Annotated in this window: 13 protein-coding genes; 1 reads left to right on the top strand and 12 read right to left on the bottom strand. The window is 31.7% G+C overall.

Translation table 11 applies throughout. The features are described from left to right. The first annotated feature begins 300 nt into the window (after positions 1 to 300). On the top strand, positions 301 to 609 hold the full coding sequence (locus PHQ99_05980; GenBank protein ID MDD4289117.1) for a zinc ribbon domain-containing protein: 309 nt from the start codon (positions 301 to 303) through the stop codon (positions 607 to 609). On the opposite strand, the gene PHQ99_05985 is transcribed toward PHQ99_05980, so the two are convergent. The 12 genes from PHQ99_05985 to PHQ99_06040 all read right to left on the bottom strand — a co-directional run bounded on the left by PHQ99_05985 (position 599) and on the right by PHQ99_06040 (position 13,117). After that, complete coding sequence (locus PHQ99_05985) at positions 599 to 1,525, bottom strand: patatin-like phospholipase family protein (GenBank protein ID MDD4289118.1); 927 nt, start codon at positions 1,523 to 1,525, stop codon at positions 599 to 601. The genes PHQ99_05980 and PHQ99_05985 overlap by 11 nt on opposite strands. A 54-nt stretch (positions 1,526 to 1,579) precedes the next feature. Continuing rightward, the gene (locus tag PHQ99_05990) at positions 1,580 to 1,996 is read right to left on the bottom strand and encodes a thioesterase family protein (GenBank protein MDD4289119.1); all 417 of its coding nucleotides are present in this window, start codon (positions 1,994 to 1,996) and stop codon (positions 1,580 to 1,582) included. Between the two features lie 232 nt (positions 1,997 to 2,228). Further along, positions 2,229 to 3,695 carry an IMP dehydrogenase gene (guaB, locus tag PHQ99_05995; protein MDD4289120.1) on the bottom strand — a complete coding sequence of 489 codons (1,467 nt, stop codon included), beginning with the start codon at positions 3,693 to 3,695 and terminating at the stop codon, positions 2,229 to 2,231. A gap of 104 nt (positions 3,696 to 3,799) precedes the next feature. Beyond that, the gene (locus tag PHQ99_06000) at positions 3,800 to 4,564 is read right to left on the bottom strand and encodes a type III pantothenate kinase (protein MDD4289121.1); all 765 of its coding nucleotides are present in this window, start codon (positions 4,562 to 4,564) and stop codon (positions 3,800 to 3,802) included. A gap of 41 nt (positions 4,565 to 4,605) precedes the next feature. Further along, positions 4,606 to 5,943 (bottom strand): sigma-54 dependent transcriptional regulator, encoded by a 1,338-nt coding sequence (locus PHQ99_06005; protein MDD4289122.1) that lies wholly within the window; start codon positions 5,941 to 5,943, stop codon positions 4,606 to 4,608. Further along, complete coding sequence (locus PHQ99_06010; protein MDD4289123.1) at positions 5,936 to 7,639, bottom strand: ATP-binding protein; 1,704 nt, start codon at positions 7,637 to 7,639, stop codon at positions 5,936 to 5,938. Before PHQ99_06010 ends, PHQ99_06005 begins: the two co-directional genes overlap by 8 nt. Positions 7,640 to 7,732: 93 nt before the next feature. Further along, positions 7,733 to 9,172, bottom strand: coding sequence for a Do family serine endopeptidase (locus PHQ99_06015; GenBank protein ID MDD4289124.1), 1,440 nt, complete (start codon positions 9,170 to 9,172; stop codon positions 7,733 to 7,735). 434 nt (positions 9,173 to 9,606) lie between these two features. Next, complete coding sequence (locus PHQ99_06020) at positions 9,607 to 10,149, bottom strand: DUF2148 domain-containing protein (GenBank protein ID MDD4289125.1); 543 nt, start codon at positions 10,147 to 10,149, stop codon at positions 9,607 to 9,609. Positions 10,150 to 10,209: 60 nt separating this feature from the next. After that, positions 10,210 to 11,178, bottom strand: coding sequence for a 7-cyano-7-deazaguanine synthase (locus tag PHQ99_06025; GenBank protein MDD4289126.1), 969 nt, complete (start codon positions 11,176 to 11,178; stop codon positions 10,210 to 10,212). A gap of 193 nt (positions 11,179 to 11,371) precedes the next feature. Beyond that, positions 11,372 to 11,929 carry a thioredoxin fold domain-containing protein gene (locus tag PHQ99_06030; GenBank protein MDD4289127.1) on the bottom strand — a complete coding sequence of 186 codons (558 nt, stop codon included), beginning with the start codon at positions 11,927 to 11,929 and terminating at the stop codon, positions 11,372 to 11,374. Positions 11,930 to 12,026: 97 nt separating this feature from the next. After that, on the bottom strand, positions 12,027 to 12,740 hold the full coding sequence (locus tag PHQ99_06035; protein ID MDD4289128.1) for a cytochrome c biogenesis protein CcdA: 714 nt from the start codon (positions 12,738 to 12,740) through the stop codon (positions 12,027 to 12,029). Positions 12,741 to 12,811: 71 nt separating this feature from the next. Continuing rightward, positions 12,812 to 13,117, bottom strand: a complete 306-nt coding sequence (locus tag PHQ99_06040) for an acylphosphatase (protein ID MDD4289129.1) — start codon at positions 13,115 to 13,117, stop codon at positions 12,812 to 12,814. Between the last annotated feature and the right edge of the window lie 203 nt (positions 13,118 to 13,320).

The raw sequence follows: 13,320 nt of genomic DNA on the forward strand, positions 1-13,320 counted from the left end.
TTCATTATATTATAATTATCAAATAAAGACTATGATTATTCCTTTATTTAACAAGTCTTCTTTAGCTCTTAAAAATGAATACTTTATTTTTACCCTGATCAACTGTTTGAATTTATCAAGCTATCATATTTAAGACAGATGATTATATAAATAATTACTCTAAGTATTTTTACTAATTTCAATATATTTTTTACAGGCATAATTACTGTTACTGAGTTAAAATTTAGAAATATCCTTGACAAATTCTTATAAATGAAATATTATTTTTTATCGAAACTATATAGAAGGAGCTAATAGAAAATGCCAACTTATGAATATCAATGCAAAGAATGTGGTTGTACATTTGAAAAATTTCAGTCCATTACTGCGAAGCCACTGCAAAAATGTCCAAAATGCAATGGTGAAGTATTTAGACTAATCAGTAAAAATGGTAGTTTTATATTAAAGGGAAGCGGTTATTACAGCACAGATAACAGGAGAAGCCATATTCCAAAAGAAGCTAAGAATTCTACCAGCAAAACAATTAAAAATGTCTCTGGAAAGGATAATATTAAAGAAGAAAAGGCAGCATCTGCAGCAAAGACAAAAAAAGAATCTTCTAATGCTTAATTATTAATTTTTTCCAACTGTTTTTTAGTTTATTTTTTCTTAACATACTTTTCAGCTTATTTACTGTCCTCCTTGCTGCCTCTTCTCCCAATTCAATACATATTTCAGGTTTGCTAAAATCCCACCAATCAATGTGGTTAATTTCGGGAGATATGACAAAATCTGATTTTTCCAGTTGTATTCTCCTTAAAGCTTTTGATGTAATTAAATCAGAACGTATTAATATGTCAATTGCATTGTTATATTTGTTTTTTCTTTTGATATCTCTATTAATATCTGAGGCAATGACAAAATCAGTCCCTGCCTTTTTAACAGGTTCAACAGGTACATTATCAATAATTCCCCCATCAACCAATAATTGATTATTATATTGTACAGGTGGGAAAATACCAGGTATTGCGCAACTTGCCATTATAGCTTTTGTTAATCGACCTTCATTTAAAACTGTCTCTTTTCCGCTAATCAGGTCAGCAGCTATGGCTCTAAAAGGTATTTTAGTTTCATGAAAAGAATATTCGCTAAATATTTCACCTAATACCTTTTCCATATACAATCCATCATTTAGACATACTTTATTTAACTCGGTATGCAGGAAATAACCTTTTCTTATAAATTCAGTCAATCTTCTCCATGGTAATTTTTGTTTCCTATCTCCCTCTGCCTGGTACTTATTAAAATCAAAGTATTTACTATATTGATTCAATTTATTTGCAATTTTTATAGCAATCGTTTTTAATTCCTGACTATTTTTCCATAATGCATAATAAGCGCCAACTACCGATCCAGCCGAGGTTCCGACAATGATATCAATTGGTATTCCTTCTTTTTCTAAAATCCGGATAACTCCAACATGGGCAAGTCCCCTTGCGCCACCTCCGCCTAAAGCTAATCCAATTTTAAAACGCTTTCTATACAATCAACAACTCCCTTTATTCTACACTTAATTTATATCAAAGCATAAATACATTAATCAAACCGGTTTCTCTTCAGCATTTTTTTTTATTAATATTTTTTCGGAAAACTTTTCTAAATCGATAATGTATCTTTCTACTTCTCCTTCTCCAATTTTTTCTATCTCATCGAAGGCTGTTACATGGAAAATTAACCTGTTTTTAAAAATATCCTTTAGCTCAGCTTCAGCGGTCACTGTCATACCTTCAGGTGTAGGAGCTAAATGCTTTATACTGATGGAGCTGCCAACAGTAATGTAACCTGCGGGCAATTTTTTCTTCACGGCTTCTATTGCTGCATTATCCATGAGGGATACTAACATAGGAGTAGCGAAAGAAGGTGGCATGGGTTTTGAAAAATTTTCCGCCATATTTTCAGGCTTTACAACAACCTGAGAAACTCCTTTCATTCCTTTTTCTAAAGCAACTTCAATCATTTTTTTGACCTCCTAATGACAAAAAAATATTCTTATTTCTTAAAAATCTCCTCCTTTTTCTATTATTTATTATACCATAAGAAACATATTTATTTATGTGAATACTGTAAGAAAGGACACGATTATATTTTATAATTAATTTGTTCTAAATTAAAAAAACAAAGAAACTAAAAATTATTATTCATGATAATTTTTAAAGCCAGTTTATAAAAAGTTGATAATATTTTTATGACTATTCCATCTCATAATTTGGTGCTTCTTTAGTGATAATAATATCATGAGGATGTCCTTCCCTTAAACCAGCGTTTGAAATTTTCAGCAAACGACTTTTTTCTTGAAGCTTCTTTATAGTTTTTGAACCACAATATGACATACCTGCTCTCAGCCCACCCATAAGCTGAAGTACACAGCTTGATACTGAACCCTTATACGGAACTCTACCTTCAATACCCTCTGGAACTAATTTAGAGTTTTCGTTATTTTCTTGAAAATACCGGTCCTTGCTTCCTTCTTTCATTGCCCCTACTGAACCCATTCCCCTATATTCCTTATAGCTTCTCCCTTTATAAAGAACAACTTCTCCGGGGCTTTCTTCTGTTCCTGCAAAAAGACTTCCTATCATAACAGAATTTGCTCCAACAGCTAAAGCTTTACATACATCGCCTGAGTAACGAATACCTCCGTCAGCTATAAGTGGAATACCTGATTCTTTACATGCACGTGCGCACTCTTTTATTGCGTATACTTGTGGAACCCCAACCCCGGTTACCACCCTGGTAGTGCAGATAGAACCCGGACCTATCCCAACCTTTATGGCATCAACACCGGCTTCAATTAGTCTTTTTGCTCCTTCATAAGTGGCTACATTTCCACCTATTAATTCCACAGAATATTTGTTTTTAATTTTTTTTATAGTATCAAGCACTCTTTGAGAATCTGCGTGGGCAGTATCAACGGCAATTACATCTGCATGCACTTTTATCATTGCCTCCACTCGTTCAAAAGTGTCTGTAGTTACTCCAACAGCAGCTCCTACCCTCAGACGTCCATTCTCATCCTTACATGCATTGGGGTATTGTCTTACTTTTTCAATATCTTTTATTGTAATAAGTCCCTTTAAAATATAATTCTCATCTACTAAAGGTAATTTCTCTATTCGATTTTGATGTAATATCTTTTTAGCTTCTTCTAATGTCGTTCCTGCTTTACCGGTAATAAGAGGCTCTCTTGTCATAATATCACCAATTGGTATATCCGCATCTTCTAAAAAACGTATATCTCTATTTGTTAAAATACCAACCAATTGATTTTCTTTATTAACAACCGGGATCCCGGATATGTGATACCGCTCCATCAACTCCAGAGCATCAGTGACTCGTTTATCTTCAGTCAGGGATATTGGCTCAACAATTATACCACTTTCTGATCTTTTGACCCTATCTACTTCATGGGCCTGTTCCTCAATACTCATATTTTTATGAATAATGCCAATACCTCCCTCTCTGGCAATGGCAATTGCTAATCTTGATTCAGTAACCTTATCCATTGCTGCGCTGAGCAAAGGTATATTAAGTTTTATGTTTTTAGATAAAACTGTATGCAAATCTATATCTCTTGGAATAAGTTTAGAATTTTGAGGAATTAACAGTACATCATCGAAAGTAAGGCCTTCTTCCTTTATTAATTTTTCTTTCCACATATTTATTATCCCCTTTTTAAAAAATAATAATTTAATTTTAATCTATCTTATATTCTATCTATTTATATGTCAATTATTTAGAAATAAGGAACAATATTGATAAACTAAGAATTTAGATGATAAATAATTTTTAATCCTTTGAGCGTTAAAAGCGGATCAACTATATCAATTGTGCTACAATTATTTCCAATTAATTTTGACAATCCACCGGTAGCTATGACCTGAGGATTTCCTTTTATTTCAGCTTTAAACCGAGAAATAATTTCTTCTGTCAGGCCAATATGCCCTAAGAATATACCAGATTGAATGGCTTGTATGGTATTTTTACCTATAGCCTGACCCGGTCTTATTAGTTCGACCTCCGGCAATTTAGCTGTTTTTTCAAACAAGGCATTACTGGATAATTCTAAACCAGGTGCTATTGCTCCTCCAATATAATTTTTCTCTTTATCGACAGCACAAAATGTTGTAGCAGTCCCATAATCAATAATAATAGCCGGGGTATGATACAAATTACAAACCGCAACAGCATTTACAATCCTGTCAGCGCCAACTTCTTCAGGATAATCTGTTCTTATTTTCATATTGAGATTTATTCCAGAATTTACCAAAATAGGCTTTATATTAAAATAAACCCTGGACATTTTTGTCAAAATCCATATTAATGGTGGAACAACACATGATATTACCACTGCACTAATTTGCTTATATTCTATTTTTTTCTCATTCATTAAGCTAATAAATAATACAGCAAGTTCATCTTCGGTTTTTTTAAAATCAGTAGCAATACGCCAATGTCCGCATAATTCTTCATCTTTATATATTCCAAAATTTGTATGAGTGTTACCGACATCAATTAGTAATAACATAAAACCCTCCTGCTTGATAAGGATATATTTAAAATTCTCAGTTATTTGTCTAATAAATCAAACTTATACTCTTTTATTTTTGATTGCAGACTTCTTCTGCTAATTCCCAGGGCAATAGCAGTCTTTGTCTTGTTCCCGTTATTTTCAACAAGATATTTTTTAATCATCTCTTTTTCCATATCCTTTAGTGTACCACTTTTTTGATTAATACTGCTTTTGTCTAGAAAGTCTATTAAACCTTTTTCTATAACATTCTTGCTGCACATAATCATGGATCTCTCAATTATATTTTCTAATTCTCTTATATTCCCGGGAAAAGAATAATCCATTAGATAAGATAGCGCATCTTTTGAAATACAATCAATTCGCTTATTTAAAATCTGATTATATTTTTTAATGAAATGATTAACCAACAAAGGAATGTCTTCTTTTCTCTCTTTTAGAGGTGGAATATTTATTTGAAAAACATTAAGACGATAAAAAAGATCATCACGAAATTGCTGTTTTGCAACTTCTTTTTGCAAATCTTTATTGGTAGCAGCAACAATCCTTGTGTCAACTTTTATAGTGGTTGAGCTTCCGACTCTTTCAAACTCCTTTTCCTGTACTGCTCTCAATAATTTTGCCTGGGTAAACAGGCTTACCTCCCCAATTTCATCAAGGAAAATTGTTCCTCCATCAGAAATTTCAAACCGGCCAATCCTTCTCGAGTTAGCTCCAGTAAAGGCTCCTTTTTCATGTCCAAACAATTCACTTTCAAGGATGTTTGAAGATAAAGCTACACAATTAGCCACTACAAATGGCTTATCTTTTCTGGTACTGTTTTTGTGAATAGCTCTGGCTACTAATTCCTTTCCCGTACCACTCTCTCCGGTTAACAAAACCGTTGTGGGCATTGGTGCTACCTTTTTTATCATTTTTAAAACTTTCTCTATTGCTGCGCTTTGGCCAATAATTTCTTTGAAATTGAACCTTTTATCTTCTTCTTCGCGGTAATAAAGGTTTTCATTTTTTATTGTATTCTGCTGAATTATTCTTTTTAATGTAATTTTTAACTCATCCAGATCAAATGGTTTCACCAGGTAATCAAAAGCTCCTAATTTCATCGCATTAACTGCTTCAGGGATAGTGCCATAAGCAGACATCATAATAATAGGAATATTTATTTCCAGTTCCTTAATTCTATTAATAACCTGCAGTCCACTCATTTTTGGCATTTTTAGATCCAATAATAAGGCATTAAATTTTTCCTGGCTTATTTTTTGAATTGCGGCTAATCCATTTTCGGCTTCTTCGACTTCATATTTTTCTTGAGATAACACTCTTTTCAGCATCAGCCGGATATTTTCTTCATCATCAACTACTAATACTTTATTCATTTTTTTCTTTACTCCTTATTGGAAGTAATATATCCACTTTAGTGCCCCTATTTTTTTCTGATTCTACCCTTATAATACCTCCATGCATTTCAATAATATTATAGGATATTGAGAGGCCCAATCCATGACCATTATCACGATTAGTAAAAAATGGATCAAAAATATGCGACAAATCTTCTTTCTCAATACCTGTACCATTGTCAGTAATAGTAATTTTTATATTTTCTTTGTTTTTAATATTAATCCCGGATATCATAATAACTATGTCACCACTTATATTTATTGCTTGAATTGAGTTTAAGACAACATTCATTATTGCCTGTTTAATTTTATCCCTATCTCCATATACATAATAATTATTATTGTTTGTTACAAATTGAAAATTTATCTTTTTTTTATTGTTTTCAAGTTGTATTAAATAAATTATTTCTTCAATTAATTTATTTAATGAAAAATTGCTCAAAATTAATCTTTTATTTTTTGAAAAATCAAGGATATTATTAACCAGAAGATTTAACCTGTCTACCTCTTTCAGTATAATATTTAAATCATTTTTTCTTTCATCCGAATCATCAAATGATTGATGTAAAAACTGAGCTAATCCCCTGATAGAACTAAGCGGGTTTCTTATTTCATGTGCTATACCACTGGATAATTTTCCCAAAGATGCTAATCTTTTATTTCTGTTTATCTCTTCTGATAAGGCTTTTATTTGACTTACATCACGTACCAGGATGACCATCCCGTTATAGTCATCATTTTCCTCAGACAGCAAGGAAGTGTTAAACTCTAAAACTTTTTTTACATTATTTTTATTAAGTTCAATTTCTGTTTCAATTTTTTTCTTTTCCTGCAATCCTAATTGATAAATAGATTGATTTCCTATCATTAACGGCAATACCTTGTCTGCCTTTTTCCCAATCACATCTTCCCTTTTTACTTGAAATATCTGTTCACTTTTTTTATTGAATGTTTTGATTATATTATATTCATCTACTGATATTACCCCGCTGTCCATTGTTTCCAACAATTTACTTGTATAATCTTTAATATTTTCCAGAGTCTTTTTTATAATAACGCCTTCCTGATATCTGAAAATAGTATAAATTCCTAAAAGTAAAACTATTAGGATTATAAAATAGTTCAATATTACTCTTTGTTTTATCTGATCATAGCGAGCATAGTTTTTCTCCATATTTATACCAATCAGTAAATATTTATCACGTAAAAAAAGATATCCAAATAAATCAGATGAAAAACGGTCATCAAAATCAAATGGTTTTATTATCTGTAATATTCTCTGTTTTTCAGCATCAATACTTTGAATATAATTAATACTACCCGGGTGTTCTATTTCAATATTATGGTTCATTCTTGCCTCATTGGTACTTAATCGAATATTTCCATTTCTATCAACTATATCTATAAAAGAAATCCCCTCTTTTTGGAATAAATCAAGTACTTCTATCAGTATTTCTCTATCCAGGATAAATTCGGAACCTAAAGTCTGTATTGAAAAAGCAATATTCAGACCCTCAACTCTAGCCAATTCCCATAAATAATTCTTTTCCCTCTGCAATTCATGATTACTTATATATCCTAAAATAAAAACAAGAATAAATATTAGAATAAAAATTAAGGCAATCTTATCCTTTGTCAAAATCTCTTTTAAGTTTCTGTTTTTTCTTTTAAACATAGTTCAAACCAGCAATAATCTTCCTATTATTTCTTAATAAAAAAGAGAACCGGGTTTAACCGGTTCTCTTTTTTATTAATCTCAAGGTGTTCTTTATTCTAATTCCTCTATTTTAATAGGAGCAAAATAGGTGTGTCCATCTCTATAAATAAGCAAGAGAAGCGTATTTCCTGTTTCTAATTCTCTTATTATCTCTTCCCACTGAACAATAGATGACACCTCTTTTCTATTAGCCTCCAAAATAATATCACCAGGTCTTAATCCTATCTCATCTGCTGAGCTTCCAGGTATGACATCGGTAACAATAAGACCTTTGGATTGTGATAATCCTGCATCTCTGGCAATTTCCGGGGTTAGCTCCTCAACCCTTAACCCTGTTTGCTCTGAAAATGTTTTTTCTTTTGTTTCCACTATATCATCTGAAGGCATTTCTGCTATATCAACTGTGAACAATGATTCCTGGCCATTTCTCTTTACCCTTAATTCTGCTTTATCTCCAATCTCTAAAGATCTAATTGTATCCTGTAACTCTTGTGGTGTGTTAACTTCTACATCATTAACAGATACAATAACATCACCTCGGGTAACTCCGGCTTTCTCGGCAGGACTTTCGGCAATCACATCACCTACCAATACACCTTCAGCTTTTTCCAGATTAAATTGTCTGGCAATTTCCTCTGTAACTTCCTGTATATAAACACCTAACCAGGATCTTCTTACTTTTCCTAAATTAATCAAGTCATCAAGGTTACGCTTAGCAACATTTACAGGAATGGCAAACCCAATGCCTTGGGCATAAGGGATAATTGCCGTATTAATCCCAACCACCTCCCCTTCTGTGTTAAGTAGGGGTCCACCACTGTTACCGGGATTAATGGCAGTGTCTGTCTGTATGAGATTCCGGTATTCCTGACCTCCCGAACCTGCGCTAATATCTCTTCCTTTTGCACTTACTACCCCCATTGTAACAGTCTTTTCCAGGCCATAAGGGTTACCGATAGCAATAACAATTTCTCCTACTCTCAGTGATTCAGAATCACCTAATTTCGCAAAAGGCAGTTGGTCATCTGCTTCAATTTTTACTATAGCCATATCACTTGTAATATCAGATCCGATTACCTCTCCAATAAATTCCCGACCATCTGATAAAGTTACATTTATTTCTTCAGCATTATGGACTACGTGTTCGTTTGTCAGGATATGTCCATCATTATCCACAATAAATCCTGAGCCTGCACCTTTTTGCGGAATTCTTCTCCTATATTCTTCAAACTGTTCAAAGAATCTGTCAAAAAATGGATCACTGAATCTATCACCAAAAGGCGATGTCTCTACATATCGTACTACATCAATATTAACAACTGCAGGTCCAACCGTTTCAGCTATTTGTGCAATATCATCACTCAAGGCCTTCAGCCCTGATACCTTTTCCTGAGCAGTAATTATATTCGACACACTTAACAGAAATATCAATAGAAAAAATAGTGATAACAAAATATTTCTATGTTTCTTTAATGTATTTTTTTCTAACATAAATCTTCCCTCCTTAATAAAATTATTTGTAATTATCTTTAAAACATCTTAACAATTTGCCATTTAACTATTATTTGTTATTTTATGAGCACCCAATGGCTCCCGACTATTATAAAAAATACTCTGGCATAAGCAATCATCTCCTCTTCCTTTATAATCCTGGAATTCTTATTATTATAAATAAGCAAAATCTATGCCAGTATCTCTTATATTTTAAAATTTTTTAAATTATTTTTTTTTGAAAATTCAAATAATTACATAGTAAAGCCATTTTATTGTTTAAAATGCTTTATATCTATTTTATAATTTATTTTAAAAGAAATATTTTCAGTCTAATTTCTAATCAAACCTGGAATATTTACCTTATTAAATATAATAATATGGAAATAATTTCCCGGTTATCATATTTCCTATGTGAAAATATTTTACACCCATTACCTGTCAAAATAAATATTTTTACCCGTTGCTGAAAAAGGTATACCCATAACGAAACTGGCATTAATCAACCCCATCTTTTTTGCTACTACACCAGCACGGTACATTATTCTATTATCTATGCTCAATATTCCTGCCATTTTGGCAGCTGAACCAATGGCAATGCCCATATCAAGAATACGAAAAGCACACTGAGGCCCATCATATTCCGGACCAGCATGTTCCTGGCAATCTGCACAATTATCAAATCCACAGGCTCCACAATTAAGACCCGCAGTCTTTGCATTCTTTAAGCCTATCAGCAGTACTGCAGAAGATTTTTTTACATTTTCACCATCACGGTCAAAATTACTTTTATTGTTCTCTACACCATAATTTTTCATTTCCTCGCCTAATTGTTTTACCTCTTCCCCATATAAGGCTTTTATTTCTACAAAATCTTTTCCGGCAGTTTTTGGTGCTGTCCTGGCAGATAACCCCATTAATTCTACCGCATTTCTGATTATAATTTCTGTATTGAAATTCCCTGGTTCATTTTGCATAATATAATTTCTCCTTTACTTTTTCATGGCAGAAATATCAAATTGTTTATTATTGATTTATTAATCTATTATATTATAGTCTACTACTTGAAAGGTTTTCAACTTTCTATTACTAGTCAACAGCCATTTTATTTTAACAGGGAAAGCAAAATCAGGCTTAAGTCTACCATTTTCAATCCAAAACCTTGATCTGAGGTTATTAAACTGACCTTTATTTGCTTTTATAATTAATTCCAAGGGACTATCGACAATATGACATTCTTCAATTTCCTTTATATTTGCTATTTGTATTCTGATTTCTTCCAGCCATTTAGAATCAGGTAATGGATAAATATTAACCAGGGCAATGTTTTTATTCAAAGTACCAACTATTTTTACATTTGCCTTGTCAGCATCAATCCCGGATTTTGAGAGCTTCTCTAATAGCATTTCATTTGCAATGTCAACCGCTACTCCATGATAATTAAAATTAACCAGTGGTTTAAGCAAATGTTTTAATTTGCATCCTTCTCTTTTTTTATTTTCCCCTATTCTGTGAATTTTAATATTCAGATAATCAGCAATATTTTTTATTTCATTTTTTGTACAATAAAATAAGGGGGCAAAATACCCGTCATAATAGGCATATCCATATTTACCCCAACTGTCGCTTTGGTTAGAGCCTGTTAAGATAAGATTGTTTTTAAAACTATTTTTTATCAATCCAAGTTTAATCCTCTTAGTGCATAAATTACAATCAGGTCCACCAGCCATTATTTTTATTTGCTGGTATTGTCCGGAAATGGTGAACAACCTAATCTGTAAATCCCCGGCAATTTTTTTCACATTTTCTCTTGCTTTCCGATACGTATAATTTCCAAAGTCAATATTTACGGCGATTACCTGTTCTCTTTTTAAAGCATACTTCGCCAAATGCAGTACTACTGTGCTATCCATTCCACCGGAAAATGCTATGATTACTCGTTTATTTCCGACTTTATTTCTAATTTCACTAATTATTTGGTCAATTGTACATATTATATCAGACATAATATCATGCTCTGTTTTTTAATTTTTTTATTATTTGCCTCAATTTTATCATCTGAATAGCATTTTACAAATTATAAAAGGGGATAGTTCGTCTTTTAAAACCTATCCCCTTTATAATTATTTAAAATATTTAACTCATTCATTTATAAAACAAAATTTATTTATTGCCGGAATATCTATAAAATAGTTATTGTTATTGTTTCCCTGCAATGTTTTCCAAATATTCAGGCCAGTCATACTTTTTATAGTATCCGCCTTTGATATATTTAAGTACATTAATAAAATCCGGTGATTCTACAAAACCCGGTAATGCAGTAATTCTTTTTTCATCACTATCTAAAAACCAAATGGTTGGATTTGCCCTAACCTGAAAAATATCCATCGATAGCTGTCTTTCTGTTATTTTATTGTTATCTACATTCACATATTCTGTAGAATTACTATTTATTTTTACAATGGCAAAATCTTCATTCATAATTTTCACAATCTCTTGGTTAGTAAATGTTTCATTTTCTAATCTTCTACACCAGCCGCAGTTGTCTGAATAAAAGTATATTAATGCTGGTACATTTTCAATCTTTGATTTAGCTATAGCCTGATCATACTTCAACCACTTTACTATATCTGTGTTTTGGGAAATTTCATTTTCAGACAACTCATTAGCAATACAGTTAAAACTGTATAACATAATTATTGTTAGAAGTATGAATATTTTTTTATAGTCAATTGTCTTTCTAATAAGCTTGTTCATAATAAATAACCTACCCTATCCATATTTTTAATATTTATTCAAATTATTTAGTGTTACATTATACATCAATAAAAGATGTTGTCAAATGATTCTGCTATTATACCCGAAGAATTGCCAGGTTATCACTAAATATCATAATACCTATTATTACTAATAATAATCCCCCTACCAACTCAATTATCCTAAAATATTTTTTAATATTCTTGCTGAATCGGAAAAATTGATTGACAGCTATCGCTGTTACAAGAAAAGGAATCGCTAATCCTAAAGAATATACAGATAATAAAGTAACTCCTTTTAGAATAGTATCCTGTGTGCTGGCATAAACTAAAATAGCGGCTAAAATAGGCCCGATACAAGGTGTCCAGCCAAAAGCAAAGGCAAATCCTAACAAAAATGGCGTTAAAAAAAGATTAAATTGCAAATCCTTGCTTCTTTGATACTTTTTTTGAAAATTCAAGAATTGTATATTAATAATACCCAACATGTGCAATCCGAATATTATTATTAAAATACCACCAATTCTTTTAAACAAAACAGAATATTTTTGTAATAACTGGCCAATTAATGTGGCAGAAGCTCCCAAAAGTATAAAAACCAGGGAAAAACCAAGTATAAAAAACAAAGCTCCTGTCAAAACTCGATAAAAAGATTTATCATTTCTTTTATCCTTATCAGTTAATTGTTCCAGTGATAGACCAGAAATAAAAGACATATATCCTGGAACTAAAGGTAATATACAAGGAGAGAGAAATGATAATAATCCTGCTATAAAAGCTGCTAAATATGAGACTTCCTGTATTGCTAACATTTATTTCCTTTCATTATTTTTTATTATTATTTCTTTCAGCTCAGCTTAAGTAATCTGCAAAAAAAATTATTCTATGGTCTTATATTAAACTCCACGAACTCACCTTTGTATGGTTCTGTATTAATTATTACATTTTCAACATTAGCCGTCTTTGGGCCTTTTTTACACCATTCAATCATTTGATTTATATTTTTTCTTTTACCTTCAATAGTTAATTCCACACTACCCTCTTGCGTGTTTCTTATCCAGCCATATACACCAAGTTGATTTGCCATATTCCTGGCATAGTAGCGAAATGCTACTCCCTGTACTTTTCCGGTTATAATCAGAGAAACCCTGATATATTCATCCTTACCTTTTTGATTCTCTAAGTACATTTGATTCCACCATAAACACGGGAATTTTCTGTTTTCTGATAATATACCATTAGTTTCCCATCTATTCAATATTAATTTTGAAGTGCATTTAATTCATCTTTATTGTCTTTTTTCACTTATTTTGAATTATTTCTAATTAAACTCACCTATTTAAGCATTTTTGTTTTTCTGTCTTTCATTCTTTTTGACATTAATGATAAAAG

Source organism: Atribacterota bacterium, from assembly GCA_028703475.1.
Taxonomy (GTDB): Bacteria; Atribacterota; Phoenicimicrobiia; order Phoenicimicrobiales; family Stramentimicrobiaceae; genus JAQVMU01.